The organism is Micromonospora sp. 15K316 (assembly GCF_004348525.1).
Taxonomy (GTDB): Bacteria; Actinomycetota; Actinomycetes; order Mycobacteriales; family Micromonosporaceae; genus Micromonospora.
Genome location: NZ_SMKG01000014.1, coordinates 39,735 through 66,120 on the forward strand (window position 1 = coordinate 39,735; position 26,386 = coordinate 66,120).

Below are 26,386 nucleotides of genomic sequence, written 5' to 3' on the forward strand. Positions count from 1 at the left end.
AGATCACGAGTCCTGTCCGGTCTCCCGTGTCACGGCGCCCAAACGAGCCGAGGCGCGGGTTTCCGGCACGCTCCAATCAGACCCTTGGTGCTCCTCCGTCTGGACGGACGAACGGTGCGTCGACGGTTCGGCCGCCAGGCGGCGGACCGTCGTTTGTCGCAGGTGACGGCGACCCTGCCGGGAGCCTGCGCCGGGTCAGCCGTCGACGGCCTGGTAGACGGTGGTCCAGAAGTCGTGGAACGCCCACGTGGAATTCGGGACGGTCGCTCCGACCTGGGTGAGCAGGATCCCGGTGAGCTGCTTCTCCGGGTCGGCGTAGGTCGAGGTGCCGCTTCCGCCGTCCCAGCCGAACTGGCCCACGGAGGCGTAGTCGCCCCGGTAGGTGCGCACCGCCATCCCGAAGCCCCAGCCACCGTGCTGCCCCTGGCCGAACGAGATGTGGACGTTGTCGCGGGCCATGGCGGTTCGGGGGGCCTGCTGTTCGGGCGTGAGACGGTTGGTGGTCATCAGCTCGACCGCGGGCCGGGACAGGATTCGCTCGCCGCCGTGGATCCCGCCGTTGAGCAGCATCCGGAAGTAGGCGTGGTAGTCGTCGACCGTGGAGACCAGCCCGCCGCCACCGCCCTGGAACGCCGGGGGCCGGCTCCACCGTCCACCCACGGCCTCGTCCCACACGGTGAACTCTCCGGTCCGCGGGTCGGGGGCGTAGAGCGTCGGCAAACGGTCGATCTTGTCGCCGGGTACGTGGAAGCCGGTGTCCTTCATCCCCAGCGGCTCGAAGATGCGCTCACGCAGGAACGTCTCGAACGACTGGCCGGTGACCCGGGCGACGAGCACGCCGACGAGGTCGCTGCTGAGCTGGTACTGCCAGCGCTCGCCGGGCTGGTGCATCAACGGCAGCGTTCCCAGGCGGCGCATCCACTCGTCCGGTTCGGGCATCGGCTCCGGCAGGTTCGGGGTGAGCCCCTGCGCGAAGACCGCGCCCATGATCGGGGTGCCGAGCGCCGTCATGTCCATGCCGAGCCCGAACGTGGAGGTCAACACGTCGCGCACGGTGATCGGCCGCCGCGCCGGCACCGTGTCGTCCAGCGGGCCGTCGACTCGCTTCAGTACTCGACGGTCGGCGAGTTCCGGCAGCCACCGGTCGACGGGGTCGTCCAGCCGCAGCCTGCACTCGTCGAGCAGGACCATCGCCGCAGCGATCGAGACCGGCTTGGACGTCGAGGCCATCCGGAAGATCGTGTCCCGGCTCATCGGCGGGCCACCGTCGTGGCGCATCGTCCCGATCGCTTCGACGTGCGTCTCACCGCCCCGGCTGACCAGGGCCACGAGCCCGGGAAGCTTCCCGGACTCGACGTGGCGTGCCAGCACCTCGTGCAGTCTGCGTAGCCCTGCGGCGGAGAAGCCGCTGTCAGCAGTTCCCATCGTGTGCTTCCTTCCGTACGTGTCTGGCCTTCTGGGGCTTGGCCCGGCGTGCAGCCACCATCGCCAGCCGCTCTGACACCGGGCTGTCACCGTGCTGACGCGACCGTCGCGAGCGCGGCGGGAGGTGTCAGCAGCGGGGGGCTGGGCCGACCCTGACGGGTCCGGAAGGCCGCTTCGACGGCGACGAGAAGGGTGCTGCGGAAGTTGCCGGCCTCGGCCGGGTCCTGCTTCCTGAGCAGGATCATCGCCGCGGTCAGCGCGGGCAGCACCTGGTCGGCGGTTTCGGCCATCGACGTGCCGCCTGCCGGCAGATCCTCGGTTCTGGCGGCGGGCACATGCCCCGCCGGACCGGTGGCGGGGCCAGGGCGATGGATCCGGCAGTGGCGATCTTGTGCGGCGAGCTACCCGCCGCACCGGCCGCGAGCGGTAGTGACTACTCCGTACCGGCGGGCGCGACGATTCACGACAGGTTCGAGCCGTCCAGATCTTGCTCGACGCCTGTCGACGTGATCATGCCTTCGGCGCTGCCCGCCGTGTCGTCTGCGGAATCCGGCCAGCGGCTGGCAAGCGGAAGTGCCAGACGTATCCCGCCTCAAGCTGTCGCGTGGCCGAGGCGGGGGGCGTTGACGTCATCCGGGCCAGCCACGATTGACCGGATTCGTCCTGCTCAGGCAGTCGGCACCGGAAGGCTGAGGACGAGCGCGCCACGCAGGTCGACCAGCACCCGGCTGGCGGTCCGCACCACGCGCATGACGACGTCCTCGCAGCCGGGACAGCGGGCGACGAGGCCGGGCGCTCGGTCGAACACGCGCATCGCGGCTAGCGGCCGGGTCGTTCGGCAGCCGGCGCAGGTGAGCTCGGCGACGGTGAGGTCGGTCCCCAGGATCTCGCCGAGCGGGCCGGCGAGGGCGTTACCGTCCACCCAGGGCGCCTCGTCTGCTTCGAGGTTGGTGGTCGACATGGTCATCCTCCGGTGGGTCCGAAACGTTCGGTGCGGATGTTCGCCGGGTCGTGGCCGATGTCGACGAGGAGGTCGGCCACGGTCTCGACGAACCCGGTAGGCCCGCAGACGAACGCCACAGCGTCGGCATCGTGGGGCCAAGCGACGCGGGCGAGGGCGTTCGCGTCCAGTCGTCGGGGTGGAGCCGGCCAGCCGGGAGGCGTGACCCTGGTATAGACGTGTGTCACGGCGAGCAGCCCCGGGTTTGCGGCTTCTGCGGTTGCGAGTTCCGCGGAGAACAGCGCATCGGACGGGGATCGGGTCGAGTAGAGCAGCCTGGTGGGATTCGTCGCCGCGCGCACCATCGACATCAGAGGCGCCACGCCGGACCCACCGCCGATCAGCAGCGCCGGCCGCGCATCGGCGGGTGGGCGTACGAACCAGCCGCCGAGCGGCCCACGGATCTCGAGTTGGTCGCCCGGTTCTGCGACGTCGACGAGGTACGGCGAGACCTCACCGTCGACCACCGCCTGGACGGTCACCCCGAGCCGGTTGGGCGTGGGGGCGGACGAGATGGAGTAGCTGCGGTGCGCCGTGTAGCCGTCGGGAGCCGTCAGCCGGATGTCGACGTGCTGGCCCGGTAGGTGGCCTGTCCAGCCGTCGACGTCGAGGACCAGGGTTCGCGCCGTCGCTGTCTCGGCCCGGGTGGCGGCGACGGTCGCCGGCTGCCAGGTCAGTCTGCGCGGTACCGCTGCTCGCGCCATGGGTCGCCATAGTTGTGGTATCCGGCCGTCTCCCAGAACCCGGGGTCGTCGTCGAGACGCAGTTCCAGAGCGCGCAGCCATTTCGCGCTCTTCCAGAAGTACAGGTGCGGAACGAGGAGACGAGCCGGCCCGCCGTGCACCGGAACCAGTGGCTCGCCGTCGAACTCGTACGCCACCCAGGCTTGGCCGTCGAGAAGGTCTTCGAGCGGGATGTTCGTGGTGTAGCCGCCGTACGAGTGGGCGACGACGTACTCGGCCGCGCTTTCGACGTCGGCCAGCAACGTGTCCACGGAGACACCTCGCCAGCGCGTGCCGAACTTCGACCAATGCGTGACGCAATGGATGTCCACGGTCGGTTCGTCGGCGGGAAGTGCGGTGAACTCCGGCCACGACCACGTGCTCCGCTCGCCGGTCTCGGTGACGACGGCGAGTTCCCACTGGTCGAGGTTGATGCGCGGGGTCGGTCCCGCCGACAGCACCGGGAAGTCGTCCGTGCGGTACTGGCCGGGCGGGAGGTCGGTGTCGTCGCGTCTGCGGCCACCGAAGCCGCGTGTGATCACTGCCATGCGCCCCTCCCGGAATGGCCGCCCGCTGCCGTCCGCGTGTTCCCTCGACAGATGGATGTCGATGTGGCACGCGCCCATGACGTCGTCGTCAGCGAGTGCCCTGATGTGGGGATTCTCCGCGGTGGGGACATGGTCGCCCCCGATCCGGGACCTGATAGTTGGACCATCGCGTCCAGATTAGGCTGGCATGGCGTCAGCCCGCAAGCCCGACCCGAGCTCGGCGACCTCCGGCAGCAGCAGCAGCGCGCTGACCGGCAGCTGGGGCGCACCCCTACCTATCGGGCACCTCAACCGCAGGGTTATGGTGGACGATATCGTCCCATTCGGTTTCGGCTGGAGATCATTCCGACCTGGCCGGGCTGACAAGTCGTGGCCGCTGCGGGACGACGGCGGCCAGCATCTTCCCCGATGTCAGGAGAGTTCGATGGACGCTGGACCCCTCAGCGGGAACCCTGTCGACGGCCAACCGGTGGATGCGGTGGACATGATCGCCGCCCTGACCGCCGCGCCTCTCGTGTTCCAGGACGGTTCGACTCAATCATTCACGGCGGACGGTCGAACGACCTACGTCGACAGGGGCACCCCATCGGACGGCGAGTGGTCCGTTACGGGCGACGGGACCTTCGCCTCATTCTGGCCGCCGACGTACCGGGCTACGTACACGATTCGGTGGATCGTCGAGGACGGAGCGCGGGTGGGTGTCAGCTTCACCGACACCCGGAGCGGAGTCCGCTACGACGGCCGGTACCGGTGAATGGAGGAGATTCGCGTCCGGGCACTGTAATTTCGCTGCGGGATCGTCGACGCTGACAGGAGCAACGAGATGACCGATGTGACCATCACCAACCGGCGCGCCGACAGCTCGGCCAACGAGGATCTAACCAAACTCGCCCGCCACGGCGCCGACTCCTTCGGCTACAAGGCTCAATTGCGTGTCGACCGCCGGCTTGCCCAACTCCTGCGCCTGCGGGTGTCCCAAATCAACAACTGTGCCTACTGCCTCAACCTCCATTACGAGGCAGCTCGCGACGCCGGCATCCCCCGACCGGTGATCGATACTCTGACCGCCTGGTGGGAGACGGACTTCCACGACGACGCGGCCCGCGCCGCCCTCGCCTACACCGAGGCGATCACTCGCGTCGCGGATGCGACAGTCGCCGATGATTTCGGTGCCCGGCACGACGCGCTCGCCGAGCATTTCTCGCGGGAGGAGATCCTCGAAATCATCGGGATCGTCATCAACATGAACGTCTGGACCCGACTCAAGATGGCCGAGGGTGCCGTCCCCGGTCTGGCCGAGCAGGCGACGTCGTAAACCCCTCGCCTGCGGGGTGGCGCGAGCTCGCCGGGCCGTTGCCCGGCATGGCCTGAATGCGCGGGAACGCCTGTCCACGGCCGTCATCCGAAATGGTTGCGCAATTCCTGTGCCGCTTGAGAACGGTTCCGGCGGCCAGAGAAACGCCGGCGACCGGCGAGACAGCGGTACGAGTCGCCGGTGCCTCAGAGCCTCGGACCGGTTATCGCGGCCAGCAGACCTTCGAGGTCCTCTTCGCATGGGCCGCAGGCGCGCAGGTGGGCGGCGAGTCCGGGGTAACGCGCTTCGGCCGCCTCGGCGTTCGTGGCGGCCAGCTCGGCGTACACGTGCAGCATCTCCATCGCCTGACCGCAGCCCACGTCTTGCGCGTCGGTATGCAGGAAATGATCGAGTGCGGACATGTCGTTCATCGCTGCTCCGAGGTGTTGTCATACGGATAACCATGAGCGGCGAGAGCGGTCCGCAGCTTACGCCGCGCGTCGAACATGGTCTTGTAGATCGCGTTGCGGTTCGACCCGAGCCGCGCGACCAGGGCGTCCAACGGTACGCCCTTCAGCACGATCTCGACGAAAACCTGCCGCTGGCGCTCGGTCAGCTCCGTCTCGACCGCCCGACGCAACGCGGTGATCAGTTCGCGCCACTCGGCCTCCCGGGCCGGGTCGAGGCCGAATCGGTCCGGTAACCGCTCCCACTCCTCGGCGTCCAGCGGCACCTGGGGGCGGCGCCAGAAGTGGCGGCCGATCTTGCTCGACACCTCGAAGATCACGAACTTGTACGCCCAGGTGCTGAAGCGACTCTCGCCCCGGAACTGCCCGATCTTGCTGGTGATCGCCAGCAGTGCGTCGGCCGCCGCCTGATGCGCCAGGTCGTCGAGCTCCGGGCCGTCGGCGCCCAGCAGACCGCTGCGGCGCCGTACCTCGCCGCGCGCGACCCGCAGCAGGAGCTCGTGCAGCCGTACGACAGCCGCCTCCCGCTCCGCGCCGCTGCCGCAGAGCGTGCGCACCCACTGCGCCGACTCCGGATCGAGTCGACACGAGGTGTCCGGAGTGTCGTCCAGGGTCGTCGGGTCTGCCGGCATCACGTACCGAACTGTAGCCACGGCCGCCGGAGAACAACTGGCGCGACCGGGCCGGCAGCCGGGGCCGGGGTACCTCTCGCGACCTGCGCTGTGACGGCGGTCTCACGGCGGTAAGAACTCGCCCGGACCACGTCACCAAACTCGTATGAGTGATTCGTTCGCGGGTAGCACCGCACGATCGACCTCGGGCTGGAGCTCGCCGCCACCGGCGTCACCGCCACCGACGACCGCCCCGTCCAGCCCTCGGTCCACGACCAGGATCCGGCCGGGATCGGCGCCCGCCGCCCGCTCCGCCGCGTCGCTGTCGGCCCTGCGCTGCGCCGGCGGCCGCACCGCACGAACCTGGGACGTCTTCGATCCCGCCTGATCCGCCGGTACGCGGGCACCTGGCTCCCCGCTGCACGCCCGCCCATCCGGCGAAACGGCGGTCCAAGGCGCGCCGATCTCCATCCCGGACCGGCCGACTCGCCGACCGAACCCAGTAACGATTTGCCATTCGAAGCAAGGAGACCCAGAAATGAGTTTGCTGCATCCCGGTGAGCAGTTCCCCCCGCTGACGCTGTCCCTGCCCGGCGGCGAGACCCTGCCGGTGCCCGACGCCCTCGCCGGCGGCTTCGGCGTGGTGCTCTTCTACCGCGGGTCGTGGTGCCCGTACTGCAAGGCTCAGCTGCGCGCCTTCCAGCGGTCGCTGGGGAAGCTCGCCGAACTCGGCGTCAAGGTGGTCGCGGTCTCGGTCGACGACGAGGCCACCACGAAGCAGACGATCGCCGAGCATGGCCTGGAGTTCCCGGTGGGCCACAGCGCCGATCCTGCCGCCTTCGCCGAGGCGACCGGCGCCTTCGTCAACGACGACCCGAGGTACCTCCAGTCGACCGGCTTCGTGCTCGACCCGGAGGGCAAGGTCGTGGTGAGTGTCTACTCCAGCGGCGCGATCGGACGCCTCGTTCCCGAGGACGTCGTCGGCCTGATCCGCTACCTGCGCGACCACCAGGCCGCGTAGCGTCGACCACCGAGGAAGTGACCCAGGCGATGACCAGCGCCGTGCCCGCCTTCACCGTCGAACACCATGACGGCTGGCGGCTGCGTACCCCTTCCGGCGAGCCGTTCCGCTCCATCGGGATCGTGCACGCCGACGACACCAACCTGCGCTATCCCCACAACATCGGCATCTACCGGGCCCGGTACGGCGGCTCGCGTCGACGGTGGCTCCGCGAGGGCCTGATCCCGGAGATGACGGCGTGGGGCTTCAACACCGTGGGCTGGACCGCCGAGTACGTCAGCGGTAGTGGGCTGGCCACCGAGGGGCGGGCCGTCGACCTGGGTCACTCGGAGGGCCTCTCCCCCGACGATCTCGCCGGCACGGGTGTGCCGTACACGCTGTCGCTGCGCGTCGCCGAGATCGAGCACTGGAACGGTGTGCCGGCGTACCGCGATCCGCGGGAGCCCGCGTTCGCGCAGTGGTGCGACCACCTGGCCCGTACGCTCTGCCGCCCCGACGACCCGAACCTGCTCGGCTACTTCCTGGTTGACGTCCCCTGCTGGGACCGGCACCCGACCGGCGCCGGCTACCCGGCGGGAGAGCTGGGGGCCATCGCCGAGGCGTACTACCGGATCGCCGGCGAGGCGATCCGGCGGCACGACCCGCACCACCTGATCCTGGGCGATCGCTACGGCACCCGCGTCGGAGTGCCCGAGCCGGTGCTCGACGCCATGGCGCCGTACGTCGACGTCCTCTCGGTACAGGTGTTTCCCGGACCGGAACCGGGGCGTCTGGAGGCGGCCCTGGACGTGGTCGACCGGTGGCACGAACGGACCGGCAGGCCGGTCCTCATCGCCGACACCGGCAACTGGTGTCCGACGGTGATGAGTCCGCGTCGTACCGGCTCCTTCCGCACCCAGCGCGAACGCGGTCTGGCCTACGCCGCCTCCGCCGGTGCCTTCGCCGAGCGGCCGTGGTGCCTGGGCTGGCACTGGTGCAGCTGGGTCGAGAACCCCCAGCGGGGCTTCGGGCTGAAGGACCCGTGGGACGAGCCGTACCGGGATCTCACCGATGTGGTGACCGAGACGAACCTGCGGCTGGGAGGGTTTGTCCCGCACTCACAACGGGTGCGCGAAGCACACAGGGTGCCGATGAATGACAGGAAACATCTTAGATATCGCCAATATCCTCCTTTCGGGTAAACCGATCGAACTGCGCGTTGCGTGGCCATAGCCTGCGAACAGGAGTCTTCTTCTCGTTTGCGTCTACGGCGACCGAAAGGTAGATCATGAAGCGCAAAACGCTCGCCACCGCGGTGCTCCTCGCCGGGCTGACCGGAGTCGGGGCCCTCCCGGGGCTCGCTCTCGCCGACGGCGGAGGGCCGGAGTACCGGCACGACGACCGTGGTGGCCACGGAGAGCACCACGAGGACGGCGACGACGGTGCCGTGTTCGTCCAGACGAACAAGGCGGAGGGCAACACGATCAAGGTCTACGACCGGGACGACGACGGCCGCCTCTCCCCGGCGGGTGAGTTCGAGACGGGTGGACTCGGTGGGTTCACCATCGGCGCTCCGGGCGACGCGCTGGCGTCGCAAGGGTCGTTGACCTTCCACGACGGGCTGCTGTTCGCGGTCAATGCCGGCAGCAACACCCTGACGGTGTTCCGGGCCGACGGCACCAAGCTCGACCGGCTCCAGGTGATCTGGTCGCACGGCCTGCTGCCGGTCAGCGTCGCGGTTCGCGGCAACCTGGTCTACGTGCTCAACGCCGGCGGCGAAGGCTCCGTGCAGGGCTTCCGCCTGCACAAGGACCGGTTGTCGCCGATCGAGGGCGCCCATCGGTCCCTCGGGCTGCACAACGGCAACCCGCCCGCCTTCATGACCGCCCCCGCCCAGGTCGAGATCGACCCGGAGGGCGACTTCGTGCTGGTGAGCACCAAGGCCGCCAACGTGATGTTCAGCTACGAGATCGGCCGCGGCGGCGAACTGTCCCGACACCCGGTGATCAGCGACGCGGGCAACACCCCCTTCGGGTTCACCTTCGACACCGAGGACACGCTGCTGGTCACCGAGTCCGGCAGCAACGAGCTCAGCAGGTTCGCGTTGGAGTCCGACGGCGAGCTCGACCAGATCGGACCGTCGGTGCCCAACGGTCAGCAGGCGCCGTGCTGGATCCAGCGCGTTGGCGACTTCTTCTTCGTCGCCAACGCGGGAAGCTCCACCATCAGCTCCTACAAGGTCGACGACGACGGCAAACTCGTCCTCGTCAAGGCCGTCGCCGCCGACACCGGCGGTGGCTCGATCGACATGACGACCAGCGACGGTTTCCTCTACGTCCAGAACGCCGCCGCCGGCAACGTGCAGGGCTACGAGGTCGGCAAGGACGGCTCCCTCAAGCTCGTCACCGAGGTGACGGGGCTGCCGAAGTTCGAGAACGGCATCGGGATGGAAGGCATCGCCGCCTCCTGACCCCCGGTCCACCGCCGGCCCCGGTCGCTGAGTGACCGGGGCCGGCGCTTGTGCGTGAAGTATGCCGCCTGCGGCCGCCGCGCCCAGTGTGGGCGGTGGAGCGGCCGTAAGGGTCTTGAAATGCATGGTTGCCGATCCGGCGGACCGGCGGACCGTACCCTGGCAGGGGTGTGGACGAAGAGCGTACGGTCACCGCTGATCTGGGCGAGCGTGGTCGTGGTCGTGATGATCGCTGCTGTCGGACTCTTCTGGTTCCAGCCGTGGAAACTGTTCACCGACACTCGCGTCGACGAGGCGCTACCGGTCGTCGAGAGGACTTCCGCGCCGACCGGGTCCGTGCCTGCGGACGCCGCGTCCAGCCCCGCCGCCACGACGCCGCCCGCGAATCGGATCGTGTCCGCCGGTGACTTCATCACCCACGAGCACGAGACGACCGGCAACGCGGAGATCGTCCGGCTCGCCGACGGGCGGCACCAGCTCGTCCTCCGCGACCTCGAGACGTCCAACGGGCCGGACCTACGGGTCTGGCTGACCGACCAGCCGGTGAGAACTGGAACGGCCGGCTGGCGGGTGTTCGACGACGGCAGATGGATCGAGGTGGCTCGCCTCAAGGGCAACCGCGGCGACCAGGTGTACGACCTCCCTGCCTCCGTGGACCCCCTGGAGTTCCGGAGCGTCTCGATCTGGTGCAAGCGCTTCAGCGTCTCCTTCGGCGCCGCCGACCTGAGAGCCACCTGATCCGGCCACGCAAACCCACGGTGCGCCCCGCGGTTGGCGTCGCTGTGGGCCGTCCCGGTACGGCTCCCCTGCCGTCGCTCTTTCCAGCGCCCGGGTCCGGCGCGTACGCTCGACTCCGGTGTGCCGGGAAGTCTGGTCGGCTGTCGCGTCCGTCGCTGACCAGGGGGATTCTCGTGGCTGTCGCCGCCATCCGCACCGCCGCTCTCACCAAGAACTACGGCCGCGTCCAGGCGCTGGACGGGCTGGATCTGACCGTGCCGGCCGGGCAGGTTTTCGGCTTCCTCGGCCCCAACGGCGCGGGTAAGTCCACGACGATCCGCTTGCTGCTCGGGCTGGCCCGCCCGAGCGCCGGTCGGGCCTGGATCTTCGACACCGACGCGGCGGACGTCGCCGCCGCACACCGATCGCTCGCCTACGTGCCCGCCGATGTCACGCTCTGGCCCGCACTGACCGGTGCCGAGATACTCGAGCTGCTGGGGCGGGTCGGGTCGGGGGTCGACCGGGCCTACCGGGACGAGTTGGTGGACCGGTTCGCCGTGGACCTGTCCAAGCCGGGACGGGCGTACTCCACCGGGAACCGGCAGAAGGTGGCTCTGATCGCCGCGTTCGCGACCCGCGCTCCCCTGCTCGTGCTCGACGAACCGACGAGTGGACTGGATCCGCTGATGGAACGCGAGTTCCAGGTCGCGGTGGCCCAGGCCCGCGAGCGCGGCCAGACGGTCTTCCTCAGTTCCCATCAGCTGGCGGAGGTCGAGGCGGTGTGTGATCAGGTGGCGATCCTGCGCGCCGGCCGCCTGGTCGAGGTCGCCTCGGTCGCGCAGCTGCGCCGGCTGCATCGCAGCCAGGTCGAGGTCAGCTTCACCGGGGCGACGCCGGACCTGAGCGCGGTGCCGGGCGTCGACGCCGTCACGCACGACGGTCCCGCGCGGCTGCGGTTCACCCTGGCCGGACCGCCGGCTCCGGCGCTACGGGCTCTCGCCGACGCGCAGGTCGACGCGGTACGGATCAACGAGCCGACGCTTGAGGAGATCTTCCTCGACTACTACACGCAGGAGTCCCGGTGATCGCCGTCGACGCCGGCGCCGGGCACCAGCTACGCCTCGCCAGCCACGAAGGCGGGCAGGCGGTGCTCGGGTTGGTGTGGCGCCAGGTCCGGCGGGGCGCGCTGATCGTCACCGCGGTGACCGCGGGGATGTCCACGATGGTCGTCGCGACCTACACGAGCAGCGTCGGTGACACGCTCGACGCCGCCGCGCTCGCGGCGCTGGCCGAGAACCCGGCCATCCGCACCCTGTTCGGTGACCCGGTCGCCCTGGACGATCCCGGTGGGTTCACGGTCTGGCGTACCGGCACGGTGTTGGGAGTGCTGCTGGGCGTCTGGGGGCTGCTCACCGCCACCCGGGTCACCCGCGGCGAGGAGGACGCCGGACGGTGGGATCTGCTGGCCGCCGGCCGGCTGACGGTCACGTCGATCGTGGCCCGGCACACTGCCGTGCTGGCCGCCGCGCTCCTGGCAGCCGGACTCGCGACCGCGATCGCGCTCCTCGCCGCAGGAACCGCGGTTGCGGGCGCCGTGCTGCATGGCGTGTGCCTCGCCCTGATCGGGGTCCACTTCGCCGCCGCCGGTACCCTCACCGCGCAACTCTTCGCGAGCCGCGGGGCGGCCACCGGTGCCGCGGTCGCGCTGCTCGGCGCGGGGCTGCTCGCACGGATGGTCGGCGACGGGGTGGATACGCTCGGCTGGCTGCGCTGGTTGTCGCCGTTCGGACTGGCCACGCTGACCCAACCGTACGCGGCGAACCGCATCCTGCCGCTGACCGTCCTCGCGGCCACCACCGTTGTGCTGGTCTTCGCCGCGCTGGTCGCCGCCGGGCATCGGGACGTACGCGGTGGCTGGCTGGTTCCCCCGGCGGGGCGTACGCCTCGCGTGTGGTTCCTGGGGTCGGTGCCGGGCTTCGCCGCCCGACGTCTCGCGCGACCGCTGCTCGGCTGGGCGGCCGGCGTCGGCGCCTACTACCTGCTCATCGGCCTGCTCGCCGGGTCGATGACCGCGTTCCTCGCCGAAAATCAGCGCTTCGCCGACCTCGCCGCCCAGGCCGGGTTCGCGGGCCTCGGGTCGGTCGAGGGATACGTGGGCGCGCTGTTCGCGTTGCTCGCGATCCCGGTTGGCGTCTTCGCCGCGGTCCGCATCGCCGCGACCGCCGCGGACGAGACCGAACAGCGCCTGACGCTGCTCTACGCCCAGCCGGTCACCCGGGTTCGGCTGCTGGTCGCCGAGGTCGCGGTCACCGGTGTCGGAGTCCTCCTGCTCGCCGTCATCGCCGGCTTTCTCACCTGGGTGGGTTGCGCCGCCGTCGACGCTCCGCTGAGGTTCGACGCGGCCCTCGCGGGCGCCGTCAACGTACTGCCGATCGCGCTGCTCTGTCTGGGTGCGGCGGTGCTCGCGCTGGGCTGGGTGCCCCGTGCCGTCACGCTCGTAGGCGCGCTGCCGGCAGCCGGAGGTTTCCTCCTCCACGTCCTCGCCGACAGCGCGGGCGCGTCGCCGTGGGTCGGCCGGCTGTCCCCGTTCTCGCACCTCGCGCCCGTCCCGGACCTGCCCCCGAACCTGCCCGCGGCGGCGGCCATGCTGGCCACGGCGGCCGCGTTCGCCCTGCTCGGGGCGGTCGGCTATCGACGGCGTGACCTGCGCGGGTGAGTACCGCGGGTGATGTCCGCCGGAGACGTCGCCGAGACCGTGGGCGAACTTGTCGCTACGGGAGCGGGGCACACACTCCCTGCTCGGCATTCAATGCCTGGTCAAGGCCGATTCACCTGGGATTCGGTCAAGATCATTAGGGTTGCGCGGTCCCCGGGACCTGCGGGGCGGAGCGTGGCGTGTCATCGCCCGCTGCCCCTCCGAGTTAAGGAATTCAGTGAGATCGAAAGTCCCCACCGCCAGGCGAGTCACACCACTGGTCGGCGTACTCGCCGCAGCGGTCACGCTGATGGCGTCTCCGGCGGCCGCGGAAGCCCACCCGCGTCAGCCGGACGCACCCGTCACCGGCGGAATTCCGCTGGTCAACACGAATGAGAAGATCGGTCCGGGTATCGGTCTGCAGCACGTCAAGGCACTCGACCAGAGTGGTTGGTACGACGCGCAGTTCCTGACCGTGGACCTGTCGAACCACGCGGTCAGCACGGACCTGTTGACCTCCGGCCCGGTCGCGTCGGGTGGCCCGTTGAGTGTCGCGGCCAACGACGCGGGCGCCGTGGCCGGTGTCAACGGTGAGTTCTTCGACATCGGCAACAGCAACGCGGCGCTCGGTGGAGAGATCCAGAACGGCCAACTGATCAAGACGGCGGACATCGGTGGGCGTCAGCACGTCGGCGTCAGCCAGGACGGCATCGCCCAGCTCGTCGACCTCGCGGTCGACTCGACCGCGAACTTCGCCGGCGCGGACCACAAGGTGCTGTCGATCAATGCCGCCAACGGCGGCGGCGTACCCGCCGACGGCCTGATCGCGTTCACGTCCGCGTGGGGAACCTACAGCCGTAACCGTGGTCTCAGCGGAGTCGACGCCAGCCGGATCGCCGAGGTCGTCGTCTCCGGCGGCAAGGTGGTCTCCGTGGCGCCGAACGGGCCGGCCGGTTCGGGCCCGATCCCGGACGAGGGTTTCGTGCTCGTCGGTCGTGACGCTGCGGCTACGGCGTTGCGCGCCCTGCACCCGGGCGACCCGGTCACGTTGACCTACTCGCTGGCGAACGACGTGGCCAAGACGATGAAGTTCGCGCTCGGCAACGGCGGAACGATCGTCTCCGGTGGCAAGGTCTCCCCCGGGCTCGACACCTCGATCGCCCCGCGCACCGCGCTCGGCTTCAAGGACGGTGGCCGTACCCTGATCCTCGCGACCTGGGATGGTCCGGGCGGCACCGGGAAGGGCGGCGTCGGCATCGACAAGGAGGCCCGCGACCTCGCCGCCCTCGGTGTCGAGACGGCGGTCAACCTCGACGGCGGCGGCTCCACCACGATGGTCGCCCGCGCCCTGGGCGCAACCGAGGCGACCGTACGCAATGCGCCGTCCGACGGCCACGAGCGCAACGACCCGAACGGCGTCGGCGTATTCGTCGCGCCGGGTGACGGCAAGCTTCACCAGCTGGTGATCGAACCGGCCGAGGGCGGGACGTCCGGCGACGGCGGCGTGAAGGTCTTCCCGGGGCTGCACCGTGCTCTGGTCGCCCAGGGCCTCGACAACCACGAGACGCCCGTCGCGGTGAATCCGAAGTCGATCCGCTGGCACGCCACCGGCGCGTCCGTGAAGTCCGGCATGCTGCAGGCCCCGTCGCGCACGTCCGGTCCGGTCGCGGTCACCGCCGGCGTCGGGCGCACCGGCGCCATGGTGAAGGTCGATGTGCTCGGCAAGCTCGACAGCGTGGAGCTGTCGGCCGGTCGCCTCTCCATCGCCGACACGACGCCCGAAGCCGCGGCCACGGTGAGCGTCACCGGCCGGGACGACCAGGGCTACACCGCGCCGATCGACCCGACCGACCTCACGCTGGACTACGACCACAGCGTCGTCGACGTCCAGCCGTCCGCCGGCAGACTGAAGGTCACCCCGCTGAAGGCCGCCGGCACGATCCTGACCATCTCCGTCTCGGGCAGGTCGGTGCAGTTGCCGATCACCGTCGGTGTGCAGACCGTGTCGGCATATGACTTCAGCGACGACGTGCTCGCCCGGTGGCGCAACAACAGCACTGCGGCGACCACGTTCTCGAAGGACCCTGACGGCCTGCGGATCGACTTCACCGCGATGCGCAACGTCGGGATCGCCGCGACCTCCGCCGCCAACCGGGTGGCGGTGCCGGGTCAGCCGCTGCGCGTACGGCTAAGGATCAAGTCGAGCATCGCGGTACCGAACGGATTGACCTACCTGGGTTACTCGGACGCCAACGGCAAGGGCACGGGCGTCTACGGGACCGCGCTGGTGGCCAGCGACGACTGGCAGTACGCCACGTTCACGCTGCCCGCCGGCACCGCGTTCCCCATCTCGATCTCGAGCTTCCAGGGAATCAACACCAGCGTGCCTCAGCAGCGTGCGGGCACGTTCGTCCTCAACCGGATCGAGGCCGACGTCCCGACCTCGGTCGAGCTTCCGGAGCAGCCCGCGCTGCAACCGGACCGGCTCGTGTCGGCCGACGGCTCGTTGGAGCACGGCGCCGGCACCTGGAACTTCGCATCGCTGTCGGATGTGCAGTTCACCGCGGACAACCCGAACCTGACCCAGGTCGCGACGGCCGCCCTGCAGCGGATCCGCCAGACAAAGCCGGACCTGGTGATCCTCAACGGTGACATCACCGACCGCGGCCTGCCGCAGGATCTCGCGTTGGCCCGGCAGGTGCTGACCGATGCGGGGTGCGATCTGATTCCGGTCGGTCAGGAGCCGGCCGAGAACAGCACGCCCGACCCGCGCACCGGGAAGTTGCCCTGCTACTACGTTCCGGGCAACCACGAGTCGTACGGGCTCAACAACACCCAGTCGGATCTGTCGGCATTCAAGGCCGAGTTCGGACAGCCGTACCGGACGTTCGACCACAAGGGCACCCGGTTCATCCTGCTGGCCAGCTCGCTGGGCACGCTCCGCGGCACGGCCTGGGATCAGCTGCCGATGATGCAGAAGGCGCTCGACGACGCCAAGGGCGACCCGTCGGTGCGCAACGTCGTCGTAGCCGCCCACCACCCGGTGGACGATCCGGCCGAGACGAGGGCCAGCCAGCTCGGTGACCGCGCCGAGGTGCAGCTCGTGGAGAAGCTGCTCACCGAGTTCCGTGACGACTCCGGCAAGGGCGCCGTGATGTTCGGCTCCCACGCCCAGGTCGTCAACGTCCACCGTGTGGAAGGCGTCCCGTACGTCGTCCTGCCGTCGTCGGGCAAGGACCCGTACGGCACGCCGGACCGGGGCGGCTTCACCGGCTGGGTGAACTGGTCGGTGAACAGCCGCCGCAACGCGGACCAGCAGTGGCTGGAGGCGGACGTGCGCGCCTTCGCGCAGTCGATCACGCTGAACGCGCCGGAGGTGCTCGACCTGAACAAGACGGCGCAGCTCAGCGGCAGCATCGTCCAGCCTCAGGGGGTGTCTACCGGAACCCGGGTGGTGCCTCTGCAGTACCCGATGTCCGTGCACTGGAGCGGATCGTCGAGCCTCGCGATCGGCAGCGGCGACGCAGCCATCGCGGATGCCCGCCGTGCCGGCAAGGTCGCGATCCTCGACCCGCAGACACGGACGCTGACGGCACTGCGCCGCGGGTCGGTGACGGTCACCGTGACGAATGACTCGATGCGGCAGTACACCGACAGCGCTTCGCTCGCGCCGATCGCCACCTCGAAGACCATCCAGGTCGGACCGCCGGCCCCGGCCGGGCCGAAGTTCTCCGCGGAGACCCCGGTCTTCACCGCCCAGCCGGTGGGCACGCTCGGGCAAACTCGGAAGGTCACGGTGACCAACACCGGCGACCAGCCGCTACGGATCTACTCGACCGACATCGAAGGAGCGGGCAAGGAGGCGCGCAGCGTGTTCCGGGTCGACCGTGACATGTGCTCGGGCCGCACGATCGCGCCGGGCGGCACCTGTGTCGTCTCCGTACGGTTCATCCCGACGCGACCGAACGTGACCTCGACGGCGTCTCTGGTCTTCCGGTCGAACACCGCCGAGCGCCGCGACTCGGTCGCGCTGGCCGGGACGAGCACCAAGCCCCAATGGAGCTGGGGTGGTGACGGTCCGGCCTGGTACCCGAGCCTGACCGGCCTGCCCTGGGTCGAGTAGCTCGGGAAGCGGGCCACAACAGGCCGGCGAGCCGGCACCGGGCTCGGGGTGGCACATGCTGCTGCCCCGAGCCCGACCGTTTTCTGGCGGTGCAACACCGATCGGGTATGACACCGGCGATGTCGGCGGACGGCCCACGCTCCGGCAACGGTCACCCGCGCTCGTCTCCGCCGGCGGACCCACCGCTCGCGCAACGTGGTGAGTCAACGCTCAAGCGACGGATACGAATGTCGTGATTGCAGGGGTTCTCGGCCGGATCGGCGTGGTCGATCAGTTCAGCTGGTGTGACCGTGGAGAACAGGCAGAGGTGTTCCGGCCCCGTCCGGAGTCATGACTCGGGCAGCCGCGGCCGGAGCCCCCCATTGATCCGATCATCAATTCCGCCTGTTGGAGGACCCATGGAAATCGGTCTCGCGCTGCCCACCGCCGGGCCGGAGACCTCGCCGGAGACGATCGTCAAGGTCGCCAAGGAGGCCGAACGGCTCGGCTACGCCGCCCTGTGGACGTTCGAGCGCCTGCTCCGCCCGCTGGAGAAGGTCGTGCTCTGGACGGGGGGCGAACCCCAGACGGTGCCGGAGTTCTACGGGTCGACGTACGAGCCGCTGGAGACACTCAGCTATGTCGCCGCCGAGACCGAGCGGATCAAGCTGGGCACCGCGGTCCTGCTGGCGCCGATGCACGTACCCGTGATGCTCGCCCGCCGGCTCGCCACCCTGGACCAGTTCAGCGGCGGCCGGGTCATCGCCGGCATGGGACAGGGCTGGCAGCACCACGAGTTCGAGACGGCGAACGTGTCGAGCAGACGCAAGGGCGTCCGCACGGAGGAGTTCATCGCCGCGATGCGCACCTCGTGGGGTCCGGATCCGGTCCAGCATGAAGGCGAGTTCTACAAGATCACGCCGTCGCAGGTGAATCCCAAGCCGGTCCAAGCGCACATTCCGGTGCTGCTGGCCGCGACGTCGCCGGCCGCCATCAAGCGCGCCGCCCGGATCTCCGACGGCCTGCTCCCGCTCACCTCCTCGGCGCAGGAACTGCGCGGCGTCGTGTCCGCGTTCCATGAGGCCGCCCGGGAGGCGGGCCGCGACCCCAGGGATCTCCAGGTGGTCAACCAGGCGGCCTGGCCGACCCCGGTCACCCGGGAGCCGATCGGGGACGGCCGGCCCTTCCTCGGCGGATCGCCCCGGCAGATCGCCGAGGACCTGATGGCCGCCCGCGAGACTGGCGCCACCCAGGTATACCTCGCCGCCGGCCAGGGCCTCGGGCTCGACGTCGGCCTCAAGGCCGCCGACGTGGACGAATGGCTCGGACTGCTCGGTGAGGTGATCCAGGAGGCCGACCGCCTCGGCGTCCTCGCGCCCTGAGGACCAAACGGCGTTGCGCGGCCGCCGCCCGTGCGGTTAGCTGGCGGCATGACCAGCTCGCGCGTGTTCCCGGCGGCGTCCCCTGACGTCCTGTTCGGCGCGCTGCGACGCCGGCGGTCCCGCGACCGCCTGCGCTGAGCAACCTGCTCCACGACCGGCGGATCGAGCCGCCGGTCATCGTCGATCGTCCTCGGTCCGCCCGCATCCCATTCGGTGATCCGCGCTGCGGATCCGAGCGAGATCGGCGTACCCATGGATCTGGAGAAACTTCTGACCGACCGGCTGGCGCCGGCGTTCGCGACGGTGGCGGGCGAGCCGGTGGACCCGGTCGTGCGGCGCTCCCAGCGGGCTGACTTCCAGTCCGACGCGGCGCTGGCACTGGCTCGGCAGGTCGGCCGGCCGCCGCGCGCCGTCGCCACCGAGGTGCTGCGGCACGCCGAGTTGGCCGACCTGTGCAGCGTGGTGGAGCTCTCCGGCCCGGGCTTTCTCAACCTGACCGTCGCCGACGACGCCTTGGCCGGGATGGTCTCCGCGCTGGCCACCAGCGCGCGGCTGGGGGTGCCGGTGGCCGCCGCGCCGGAGACCGTCGTGGTCGACTACTCGGCGCCGAACGTGGCGAAGGAGATGCACGTCGGGCACCTGCGGTCGACGGTGATCGGCGACGCGGCGGCCCGGCTGTTGGAGTGGCTGGGGCACCGGGTGCTGCGAGCCAACCACCTGGGCGACTGGGGCACACCCTTCGGCATGCTGATCGAGCACCTGGTCGACCCGGGCGAGCCCGGGGCGGCGCAGGAGCTGTCGATGGGTGACCTGGACTCGTTCTACAAGGCGGCTCGGGCCAAGTTCGACGTCGACGAGGCGTTCCGGGAACGGTCCCGGCGGCGGGTGGTGGCGTTGCAGGGCGGCGACGAGGCGACCCTGCGGCTGTGGCGGTTGCTGGTGGAGCAGTCCGAGCGGTACTTCCTGACCGTGTACGACCTGCTCGACGTGACCCTCACCGAACGGGATTTCCACGGTGAGAGCAGCTACAACGACCTGCTCGGCCCGGTGGTCGAGGAGCTGGACCGGCTCGGGCTGCTGCGGGAGAGCGCGGGGGCGGCCTGCGTGTTCCCGCCGGGCTTCGTCGGACGGGACGGCGCGTCGCTGCCGTTGATCGTGCGGAAGTCCGATGGCGGGTACGGCTACCCGGCGACCGACCTGGCGGCGATCCGGCACCGGACCGGCACGCTGGGCGCGACCCGCCTGCTCTACGTGGTCGGGCTACCGCAGCGGCAGCACTTCGAGATGGTGTACGCCGCCGCCGGGCAGGCCGGATGGCTGGGCCCGCCGGCCCGGGCCGAGCACGTCGGGTTCGGTTCGATCCTCGGGTCGGACGGACGGATGCTGCGTAGCCGGGCCGGCGGGTCGGTGAAGCTGGTGGGGTTACTGGAGGAGGCGATCGCCCGGGCCACCGCACTGGCCCGGGAGCGGAACCCGGAGCTGGGCGAGGTCGAGGCGGCCGAGGTGGGCCGGGCGGTCGGCATCGGCGCGGTCAAGTACGCGGACCTGTCCAGTGACCGGAACAGGGACTACGTGCTCGACTGGGAGCGGATGCTGTCGCTGGACGGCAACACGGCGCCCTACCTGCAGTACGCGTACTCGCGGATCCGGTCGATCTTCCGGCGGGCCGGGGTGGCGGCTCAGCCGGACGCGGGGATCTCGCTGGCCGAGCCCGCGGAGCGGGCACTCGCCTTCGAGTTGGTCGGCTTCGCCGGGGTGGTCGGCGCGGTGGCGGTGAACCTGGAGTTTCACCACCTCGCCGGGTATCTGTACCGGCTCGCCGCCACGTTCAGCACGTTCTACGAGCGGTGTCCCGTGCTGCGGGCCGACGGACCGGTACGGGAGAGCCGTCTGGTGCTCTGCGACCTGACCGCCCGGGTGCTCCAACAGGGGCTCTACCTGCTCGGCATTCGAACCCCGGAACGGATGTGATCACGGCTGGGGCTGCACCGGGTGCGGGCGGAGACCCTGCTGCACAACGTCGGATCGCGGCGGGTGCTGGAGCGCAACGGGTTCGTGGAGTTCGGCGTGGCGCCGGGGTACCTCAACATCGCCGGCCGGTGGCAGGACCACGCTGTCTACCAGGTGCTGAACCCGTCCCTCGCGGGCGACCGACAGGGCAGCTCACCACGGGGCGCCGAGGCCCACATCCACGGCGGGTCCACACCGGACATAGGCGTCCGAACCACCCTCTCGCTGCGCGCGACGGCGCAGTAGAGGTAGCGATAGACGGGGGTCGACCTGTAAGACCGACGATAGGCGCGCAGCAGAGATCGCGCTTCCCGGCTATCGCGGAGGTCAACTTGCCCAGTCTGCAAGACAGACCGACCATCTCTCCCCGTCGCCTCGGCGCCATCCTGACACCGGTGATCACCGCGGCAGTCGCCGCCGCCGTCGTCCTCGCCGTCACGGCGCAGCCTCCGCCGCCGGCGGACGCTCCGCTCGACCACGCGCTCCGGGTGACCGGGCCGGAAGGCATCCGCAGCGTGGCGTACACCCAGGCCGTCGCGGCCGTGAAGACCAAGAGGCCGAAGGTCACCGTGATCGGGACCGGCGGCACGATCTCGGGCGTCGCCACCTCGCGGAGCAGCTTCACCAGCTACCAGTCCGGCCGGATCCCGATCGGCGACATGGTCGGCCAGTTGCAGCCCGAGATCGGCGAGGTCGCCGAGGTGACCACGGTGCAGTTCGGCAACAAGGGCTCGGGCGGATACAGCATGGCCGAGTTCCACGCGCTGACGCTCGCCGTGGAGTCGGCGCTGCGGAGCTCGGACGGCGTCGTGGTCACCAGCGGCACGGACACGATGGAGGAGTTCGCGTACTGGCTCGACCTGACCGTGCAGAGTCAGAAGCCGGTCGTGCTCACCGGGGCGATGCGTCCGTGGGCCGCGGGGACGCCGGACGGTCCGCAGGTCATCGGGGCTGACGGCCCGGCGAACCTCTACAACTCGATCGTCCTGGCGGCGAGCCAGTCCACGTACTGCTACGGCGCGGTGCTCATGCTCGGCGACGAGTTCCACGCCGCCAGGGACGTCACCAAGACGAGCACCCACCGGATGGACACCTTCCAGTCCCGCGAGCTCGGCGTGCTCGGCTGGATCGACGGGCCGGACATCAAGGTCGGTCGGGCGCCGGCGCGAGTGGACGACTGTGACAGCAAGAAGCGCTGGCGGACGCCGTTCGACCTGTCCCAGATCCCGCCGACCGCGCTGCCCCGGGTCGAAGTGGTCTACGGCTACCAGCAGGCCGGCGGCGAGGCCATCACCGCCTTCGCGGCAGCCGGAGTCAAGGGCATCGTCACGGCGGGTACGGGAGCCGGCGGTCTCTCCTCCGCGCAGAGCAGCGCCCGGACCGCCGCCGCCCGATCGGGCGTGGTGTTCGTGACCGCGTCGCGCACCGGCTCCGGCTCCACGTACGGGGGAAGCGGCAGCCTCCCCATAGTCGCCGGCGACGACCTGCTGCCGCAGAAGGCCCGGCTGCTGCTCCTGCTCAGCCTCGCCTTCTCCCCCACCGACACCGGCAAGGTCCGGGAGTGGGTGACCACCCTCGGCAATCCCGAATGGGACACCACGCCGAAGGGCAGGGGCGACAACTGATCACCTCGGGTGGCCGGGCCGTGGTCCCGCCCGGCCACCCGAGCCGCGCGAGGACGGCCGTCCGGTGGAGAGAGCGCCGCCCGGTCGCCAGGACGGGGCTACGCGAAGCTGAGGTCTTCGGTCCGGGCGCGCTTCAGTTCGGTGAACGCCCGGCAGCCTGCGAGCAGGCGGGCGCCGTCGAAGAGGCGCAGCGCCTCTTCGCCGCGGGGGATCGAGGTCAGCACGGGGCCGAAGAAGGCCACGTCGTCGACGAGGACCGTCGGGGTGCCGAGGTCCTCCCCGACGAGTCGTCGGGCGCGGGCGGTGCTCGCGCGCATCTGCTGGTCGACATCGCCTCGGTGAGCGGCCTCGGCCAGCTCGGCGGGAAGGTCCGCCTCGGCCAGGGCCGCCGGGACGACGACGTCGAAGTCCTTGTTCTTCTCGTCGTGGATCCGACGGCCGAGCGCCGGGTAGAGACGTGCGAGGGCAGCGGCGCCGTGTTGTGCGACCGTTGCCGCGCACACCCGCGCCGGCCCCCAGGCCCGGTCGTTGAATTCGCGGTACCAGGGTTCCAGGTCGCGATGCTCGTTGATCACCGCGAGGCTCATCACCTCGAACCGCAGCGCGATCGGACGCAGCCGAGCCACCTCCATGAGCCAGCGCGAGGTGATCCAGGCGAACGGGCACGAGGGGTCAACGTAGGCCGTGACCACCGGGGCCGACCCCTCCCCGAAGTTATATTCCATGGAAGCCAATTTACCTTCCATGGAAGGTAAGATGCAATCGTGAACGAGGACCGCATCACCGAGATCGTTGGTCAGTGGCGTCGTGAGCGACCGGACCTCGACTCCAGCCCGTTGCTGATCATCGGTCGGATCCAGCAGCTGGCCGAAGCGCTCGACACGGCGCTACGACCGACGTTCGCCGCGGCGGACCTCGGCAACGGTGAGTTCGACGTGCTCGCGGCCCTGCGCCGAGAGGGCGAGCCGTACACGCTCACCGCGGGTCAGTTGAGCCAACGAATGCTGGTCACCACCGGCGCGGTGACCAAGCGGGTGGATCGGCTGATCACCCGAGGTCTCGTGTCACGCTCGGTCTCCGAAGCCGACGCCCGGGGCAGAGTCGTCGGGTTGACAGCCGCCGGAGTCACGTTGACCGACCAGCTCATCGAGAAGCATCTCGCCAACGAAGCGGCCATACTTCGCGGCCTCAGCGGCAGCGACCGCAGCGCGCTCGAGCGCCTACTCGCGACCTTGGCCCGAGCCGTGGCTCCCTGAGTCCCCACGGCCCGGACACCGTCATCGTGGCGGCGAGGCCTGCTCCAGCGGGCATCCGTGGGCTCGGATCGCGTCCGAGACGGCGACGCCGAGCAGGACCACGGCAGCGGCTGCGGCGGTCCCGAGCGGCGGGTGACCGACCATCAGCGGCGATATGGCCACGAGGACGAGAATCCCGATCGGCCGTGGCAGGGACACGCGGGCGAAAGCCACATACTCGAATACTGAGCGCCCGGCGAGGTAGAGCGCGGGTCCGCCGAGGATGGCACTGACCCAGGCGGGCTTGGCGTGTCCGGATGGGTCCATGAGGAGGAGTTCGGAACCGGCCGAGGTGGCGAGGATGCCGGTAACCATGAGCAGGTGAGAGAACTCGGCCGACCGACCGAGCCGGCCGGGATTGGCGGATGCCGCGATGGCCTCGCCCAGGATCTGGCCGGCTCGGTAGAAGTAGATCCGCCACAGCAACACCGTGGTGAAGAATGACAAGGTAAGGGCCAGTGTTCGCTCAGCCACGATCGGACCGTGCAGGAGACTCGATCCGGAGGTCAGGATCGTCTCACCGAGCGCGACGATGACGAGCTGCCAGTAACGTTCGGCGAGGTGCTCGCCCGCGACGGCCCACGGGGACATCTGCGAGCGACCCAGCCCCGGCACCGGCCAGCCGAGTCTGGCCCCCAGGTAGTCGATGGCCAGGGCCAGCAACCACAGCAAGTTTCGCGTCAGCTCTGGCGCGAAGGCGCCGACGAGCCACGGTACGGCCGACGCGCCGAACCAGACGAGCGCCAGCGTGTTGACGCGGCGCAGGTCGTGACCCCGAATGGTGAGTACGAAGAAGAGGGTGCGGCCCACCTGGATCGCGACGTACGTGCCCGCGAAGAGCATGCCGGTCTCGGCGAGTGCCCCGGATATCGCGACCGCCAGGAACAGACTCCCGAGCATCGTCGCGACGACAACGACCTGGATCGCCGGCTGGAACGGGTCGAATCTGCTGGTCGTCCACGCCGTCTGGGTCCAGATCGACCAGAGGGCCAGCAGCAGGAGCAGGGTCTCGCCGTTCTCCGACAGGGAAGTGCTCAACGTCTCGGCGACGTGGCCCCTGGTGTAGTCCAGCACCAACTCGTGCACGATTCGAGTGAGCGCGAATACGTACACCAGATCGAAGAACAGTTCCAGGAAGGTGGGCCGCTGCGGACTCTCACGCTTGCGCAGCAGATTGGCCACTCTGTTCGTCGTCACCGGCCCGTCCGCGTCGTCGGCTTGTCGCTGAAGCAGTCGTACCACGTCGCCGCGCCGCCCACGGGAAAGATGCACCCGCCGATGACCTGAAGGGGCCTGACGACCGACGCCGCCTCAGCGTCGTGTTCCGCGAACCGGGCGACCGCCGGCTGACCGACGTGCTATGCGTGACTCGGGTGGATCGGCCACGTGCCCTCGTCCCGCCCCTGCGCATCCGCGGGAAGACACACGACGGCCGCCACGAAGCCTTCCCCACCCTCGGGTGGGCACTCAACCGCCGACAACGCCTGAAGTCGTGGCGGCAGCAGCCTTCACTGCAGGTGAGAGCAGTCGGAACCAGGGTTTTGCGAGATGGCGATCACGCCGTCGAGCCGGTCGCGCACCGCGAGCAGGTCGGTGATCCGCTGGTCGATGCGGACGCGCTCGGCCACCAGCTGCTCCAGGAGCGCCGGGGGCGCTTGCGCCTCATTCGAGTCCACGCACGGCAGCACCTCGCGGACCACTCTGCTCGGGAGTCCTGCGGCATACAACTGTTGGATCAGCCGTACTCGGGAGACGGCGGAATCGGGGTAATACCGCTGGCCACCGGGGCTGCGCCGCGCCGGGAGCAAGTCCTGCTCCTCGTAGTAGCGCAGCGCCCGGACGCTTACTCCGGCCTTGTCGGCGACCTCACCGATACGCACCGGTCCTCCCCTTTTCGGACAACCCGCCCGACTTGCAGCTGACGTCAGCGTCAGGTTCTAGCGTAGTGGCGTCGGCGTTCGCCGACCACTCACACGACCGGCCTTCAGGCCGGGTGGAAAGGTAAAACGTCATGCGCGCAGTCCGATATCACGAGTACGGCGGTGTGGAGGCCCTCGTGGTCGAGCAGGTGCCGGAGCCACATCCCGGGCCCGGCGAGATCCGCATCCGTGTCGCGGCGGCCGGCGTCAACCCCGTCGACTGGAAGGTGCGGTCCGGTGCGGTGCGCGAGGTGCTTCCCGTGGACCTGCCCGCGATTCCTGGCCGCGAGGCCGTCGGCGTGATCGACGAGACCGGTGCGGGTGTGCGGGGGGTGAATATCGGCGAACGGGTCTTCGGCCTGGGCGGCGTCACCGGTGCGACGGCGGAGTTGGCCGTACTCTCAGCCTGGGCGCCCGTACCCACCACCTGGACCGACGAGGAGGCCGCCGGCGCCGGTCTGGCATCCGTGACCGCGCTGGGCGGACTGAAGGCGCTCGGTCCGCTGCGAGGACGCACCCTCCTCATCGAGGGCGCCGCCGGGGGCGTGGGCAGTGCCGCGGTCGAGATCGCGGTGGCTCGGGGCGCCACCGTGATCGGGACGGCCAGCGAGCGCAACCACGAGTTCCTCACCTCTCTCGGGGCTCTTCCCACCACCTATGGCACTGGGCTCGCGGAACGCCTCGCCACCCTGGCGCCGGACGGCGTCGATATCGCGCTCGACACCGCCGCCTCCGGATCCCTGGTCGACCTCATCGCGATCGTGGGCGACCCTGCCCGCGTCTCGACGGTCGCCGACTACCCGAACGCGCGCCGCCTGGGTGTGCACCTGGCCAACGCGGAGAACGACTCCACGCTCCTCGCCGAAGCAGCCGAACTCGGCCGGCAAGGCCGCTACACACCGCGCATCGAGCGGACCTACCCGCTCGAACGGATCGCGGAAGCGCACGCATACGCCGAGCGCGGACACACGCGGGGAAAGATTGTGGTGCGTATCTGAGCCCGTCCCGTCGCGGGCTTCCTGCGGCCGAGACCGCGGGAAGCCCGGACGCCCGCATCTCATCGACGCTCTCCGCCGAGCGCGTCCCCCACCCCCTGTCTCTTAT

At 70.0% G+C, this 26,386-nt stretch carries 24 protein-coding genes and 1 pseudogene; 15 read left to right on the forward strand and 10 right to left on the reverse strand.

All coding sequences use genetic code 11. The annotated features are described in order from the left end of the window. Positions 1-195 precede the first annotated feature (195 nt). The 5 genes from E1211_RS05810 to E1211_RS05830 all read right to left on the reverse strand — a co-directional run bounded on the left by E1211_RS05810 (position 196) and on the right by E1211_RS05830 (position 3,695). Positions 196-1,425: a serine hydrolase gene (locus tag E1211_RS05810; RefSeq protein WP_132346160.1), complete on the reverse strand. Its 1,230-nt coding sequence runs from the start codon at positions 1,423-1,425 to the stop codon at positions 196-198. A gap of 86 nt (positions 1,426-1,511) precedes the next feature. Next, the gene (locus E1211_RS05815; protein ID WP_132346162.1) at positions 1,512-1,715 is read right to left on the reverse strand and encodes a hypothetical protein; all 204 of its coding nucleotides are present in this window, start codon (positions 1,713-1,715) and stop codon (positions 1,512-1,514) included. A gap of 377 nt (positions 1,716-2,092) precedes the next feature. Then, on the reverse strand, positions 2,093-2,386 hold the full coding sequence (locus E1211_RS05820; protein WP_132346164.1) for a DUF6510 family protein: 294 nt from the start codon (positions 2,384-2,386) through the stop codon (positions 2,093-2,095). Between the two features lie 2 nt (positions 2,387-2,388). Further along, the gene (locus E1211_RS05825; protein WP_132346166.1) at positions 2,389-3,129 is read right to left on the reverse strand and encodes a ferredoxin reductase; all 741 of its coding nucleotides are present in this window, start codon (positions 3,127-3,129) and stop codon (positions 2,389-2,391) included. Next, positions 3,099-3,695, reverse strand: a complete 597-nt coding sequence (locus E1211_RS05830) for a molybdopterin-dependent oxidoreductase (protein ID WP_132346199.1) — start codon at positions 3,693-3,695, stop codon at positions 3,099-3,101. The genes E1211_RS05825 and E1211_RS05830 overlap by 31 nt, the downstream gene beginning before the upstream one ends. Positions 3,696-4,179: 484 nt before the next feature. On the opposite strand from E1211_RS05830, the gene E1211_RS05835 reads away from it, so the two are divergent. Next, positions 4,180-4,449, forward strand: coding sequence for a hypothetical protein (locus tag E1211_RS05835; protein ID WP_132346201.1), 270 nt, complete (start codon positions 4,180-4,182; stop codon positions 4,447-4,449). 69 nt (positions 4,450-4,518) lie between these two features. After that, positions 4,519-5,010, forward strand: coding sequence for a carboxymuconolactone decarboxylase family protein (locus E1211_RS05840; RefSeq protein ID WP_132346168.1), 492 nt, complete (start codon positions 4,519-4,521; stop codon positions 5,008-5,010). Positions 5,011-5,195: 185 nt separating this feature from the next. On the opposite strand, the gene E1211_RS05845 is transcribed toward E1211_RS05840, so the two are convergent. Both E1211_RS05845 and E1211_RS05850 read right to left on the reverse strand, forming a co-directional pair. Next, on the reverse strand, positions 5,196-5,420 hold the full coding sequence (locus E1211_RS05845; protein ID WP_132346170.1) for a hypothetical protein: 225 nt from the start codon (positions 5,418-5,420) through the stop codon (positions 5,196-5,198). Next, entirely contained in the window at positions 5,417-6,088 is a 672-nt protein-coding gene (locus tag E1211_RS05850) for an RNA polymerase sigma factor (protein WP_132346203.1), read from the reverse strand. Before E1211_RS05850 ends, E1211_RS05845 begins: the two co-directional genes overlap by 4 nt. Before the next feature lie 517 nt (positions 6,089-6,605). Here E1211_RS05850 and E1211_RS05855 point away from each other — a divergent pair. The 11 genes and pseudogenes from E1211_RS05855 (at position 6,606) to E1211_RS05905 (ending at position 22,068) form a co-directional block, all read left to right on the forward strand. Next, the gene (locus E1211_RS05855; RefSeq protein ID WP_132346172.1) at positions 6,606-7,088 is read left to right on the forward strand and encodes a peroxiredoxin family protein; all 483 of its coding nucleotides are present in this window, start codon (positions 6,606-6,608) and stop codon (positions 7,086-7,088) included. Between the two features lie 17 nt (positions 7,089-7,105). After that, the gene (locus E1211_RS05860; RefSeq protein ID WP_207915259.1) at positions 7,106-8,269 is read left to right on the forward strand and encodes a hypothetical protein; all 1,164 of its coding nucleotides are present in this window, start codon (positions 7,106-7,108) and stop codon (positions 8,267-8,269) included. Positions 8,270-8,355: 86 nt separating this feature from the next. Then, the gene (locus E1211_RS05865; protein ID WP_132346174.1) at positions 8,356-9,537 is read left to right on the forward strand and encodes a beta-propeller fold lactonase family protein; all 1,182 of its coding nucleotides are present in this window, start codon (positions 8,356-8,358) and stop codon (positions 9,535-9,537) included. 168 nt (positions 9,538-9,705) lie between these two features. Then, entirely contained in the window at positions 9,706-10,275 is a 570-nt protein-coding gene (locus tag E1211_RS05870; protein ID WP_132346176.1) for a DM13 domain-containing protein, read from the forward strand. A gap of 173 nt (positions 10,276-10,448) precedes the next feature. After that, a complete protein-coding gene (locus tag E1211_RS05875) occupies positions 10,449-11,339 on the forward strand; it encodes an ABC transporter ATP-binding protein (RefSeq protein WP_207915260.1) in 891 nt (296 codons plus the stop codon). Beyond that, positions 11,336-12,970, forward strand: a complete 1,635-nt coding sequence (locus tag E1211_RS05880) for an ABC transporter permease (protein ID WP_207915262.1) — start codon at positions 11,336-11,338, stop codon at positions 12,968-12,970. The genes E1211_RS05875 and E1211_RS05880 overlap by 4 nt, the downstream gene beginning before the upstream one ends. Positions 12,971-13,187: 217 nt before the next feature. Then, positions 13,188-17,072: a phosphodiester glycosidase family protein gene (locus E1211_RS05885; protein WP_132346178.1), complete on the forward strand. Its 3,885-nt coding sequence runs from the start codon at positions 13,188-13,190 to the stop codon at positions 17,070-17,072. 398 nt (positions 17,073-17,470) lie between these two features. Next, on the forward strand, positions 17,471-18,433 hold the full coding sequence (locus tag E1211_RS05890) for a TIGR03619 family F420-dependent LLM class oxidoreductase (protein ID WP_132346180.1): 963 nt from the start codon (positions 17,471-17,473) through the stop codon (positions 18,431-18,433). A 252-nt stretch (positions 18,434-18,685) separates the two neighbouring features. Continuing rightward, positions 18,686-20,404: an arginine--tRNA ligase gene (argS, locus tag E1211_RS05895; RefSeq protein ID WP_132346209.1), complete on the forward strand. Its 1,719-nt coding sequence runs from the start codon at positions 18,686-18,688 to the stop codon at positions 20,402-20,404. Positions 20,405-20,410: 6 nt separating this feature from the next. Next, a pseudogene (locus tag E1211_RS05900) lies at positions 20,411-20,572 on the forward strand (GNAT family N-acetyltransferase); the annotation flags it as partial. Between the two features lie 266 nt (positions 20,573-20,838). Continuing rightward, on the forward strand, positions 20,839-22,068 hold the full coding sequence (locus E1211_RS05905) for an asparaginase (RefSeq protein ID WP_207915264.1): 1,230 nt from the start codon (positions 20,839-20,841) through the stop codon (positions 22,066-22,068). 98 nt (positions 22,069-22,166) lie between these two features. Here E1211_RS05905 and E1211_RS05910 read toward each other — a convergent pair whose 3' ends face one another. Next, positions 22,167-22,793 carry a disulfide bond formation protein DsbA gene (locus E1211_RS05910; RefSeq protein ID WP_132346185.1) on the reverse strand — a complete coding sequence of 209 codons (627 nt, stop codon included), beginning with the start codon at positions 22,791-22,793 and terminating at the stop codon, positions 22,167-22,169. Positions 22,794-22,832: 39 nt separating this feature from the next. Here E1211_RS05910 and E1211_RS05915 point away from each other — a divergent pair, with 39 nt between their 5' ends. Continuing rightward, positions 22,833-23,324 (forward strand): MarR family winged helix-turn-helix transcriptional regulator, encoded by a 492-nt coding sequence (locus tag E1211_RS05915; RefSeq protein ID WP_132346187.1) that lies wholly within the window; start codon positions 22,833-22,835, stop codon positions 23,322-23,324. A gap of 21 nt (positions 23,325-23,345) precedes the next feature. Here the strand turns inward: E1211_RS05915 and E1211_RS05920 are convergent, their stop codons facing one another. Then, a complete protein-coding gene (locus E1211_RS05920) occupies positions 23,346-24,545 on the reverse strand; it encodes a low temperature requirement protein A (RefSeq protein ID WP_132346189.1) in 1,200 nt (399 codons plus the stop codon). Positions 24,546-24,871: 326 nt separating this feature from the next. Then, positions 24,872-25,243, reverse strand: a complete 372-nt coding sequence (locus E1211_RS05925; protein ID WP_132346191.1) for a MerR family transcriptional regulator — start codon at positions 25,241-25,243, stop codon at positions 24,872-24,874. A 131-nt stretch (positions 25,244-25,374) separates the two neighbouring features. Between E1211_RS05925 and E1211_RS05930 the strand changes: the two genes are divergently transcribed. Then, on the forward strand, positions 25,375-26,280 hold the full coding sequence (locus tag E1211_RS05930; RefSeq protein WP_132346193.1) for an NADP-dependent oxidoreductase: 906 nt from the start codon (positions 25,375-25,377) through the stop codon (positions 26,278-26,280). Positions 26,281-26,386 lie beyond the last annotated feature (106 nt).

What these genes read in the sequence shown, in the direction of transcription:
- E1211_RS05910 (WP_132346185.1), bottom strand. Translation starts at nt 22,793, where the DNA reads ATGGAATATAACTTCGGGGAGGGGTCGGCCCCGGTGGTCACGGCCTAC.
- argS (WP_132346209.1), top strand. Translation starts at nt 18,686, where the DNA reads ATGGATCTGGAGAAACTTCTGACCGACCGGCTGGCGCCGGCGTTCGCG.
- E1211_RS05840 (WP_132346168.1), top strand. Translation starts at nt 4,519, where the DNA reads ATGACCGATGTGACCATCACCAACCGGCGCGCCGACAGCTCGGCCAAC.
- E1211_RS05830 (WP_132346199.1), bottom strand. Translation starts at nt 3,695, where the DNA reads ATGGCAGTGATCACACGCGGCTTCGGTGGCCGCAGACGCGACGACACC.
- E1211_RS05810 (WP_132346160.1), bottom strand. Translation starts at nt 1,425, where the DNA reads ATGGGAACTGCTGACAGCGGCTTCTCCGCCGCAGGGCTACGCAGACTG.
- E1211_RS05850 (WP_132346203.1), bottom strand. Translation starts at nt 6,088, where the DNA reads ATGCCGGCAGACCCGACGACCCTGGACGACACTCCGGACACCTCGTGT.
- E1211_RS05825 (WP_132346166.1), bottom strand. Translation starts at nt 3,129, where the DNA reads ATGGCGCGAGCAGCGGTACCGCGCAGACTGACCTGGCAGCCGGCGACC.
- E1211_RS05845 (WP_132346170.1), bottom strand. Translation starts at nt 5,420, where the DNA reads ATGAACGACATGTCCGCACTCGATCATTTCCTGCATACCGACGCGCAA.
- E1211_RS05815 (WP_132346162.1), bottom strand. Translation starts at nt 1,715, where the DNA reads ATGGCCGAAACCGCCGACCAGGTGCTGCCCGCGCTGACCGCGGCGATG.
- E1211_RS05890 (WP_132346180.1), top strand. Translation starts at nt 17,471, where the DNA reads ATGGAAATCGGTCTCGCGCTGCCCACCGCCGGGCCGGAGACCTCGCCG.
- E1211_RS05930 (WP_132346193.1), top strand. Translation starts at nt 25,375, where the DNA reads ATGCGCGCAGTCCGATATCACGAGTACGGCGGTGTGGAGGCCCTCGTG.
- E1211_RS05835 (WP_132346201.1), top strand. Translation starts at nt 4,180, where the DNA reads ATGATCGCCGCCCTGACCGCCGCGCCTCTCGTGTTCCAGGACGGTTCG.
- E1211_RS05865 (WP_132346174.1), top strand. Translation starts at nt 8,356, where the DNA reads ATGAAGCGCAAAACGCTCGCCACCGCGGTGCTCCTCGCCGGGCTGACC.
- E1211_RS05820 (WP_132346164.1), bottom strand. Translation starts at nt 2,386, where the DNA reads ATGTCGACCACCAACCTCGAAGCAGACGAGGCGCCCTGGGTGGACGGT.
- E1211_RS05855 (WP_132346172.1), top strand. Translation starts at nt 6,606, where the DNA reads ATGAGTTTGCTGCATCCCGGTGAGCAGTTCCCCCCGCTGACGCTGTCC.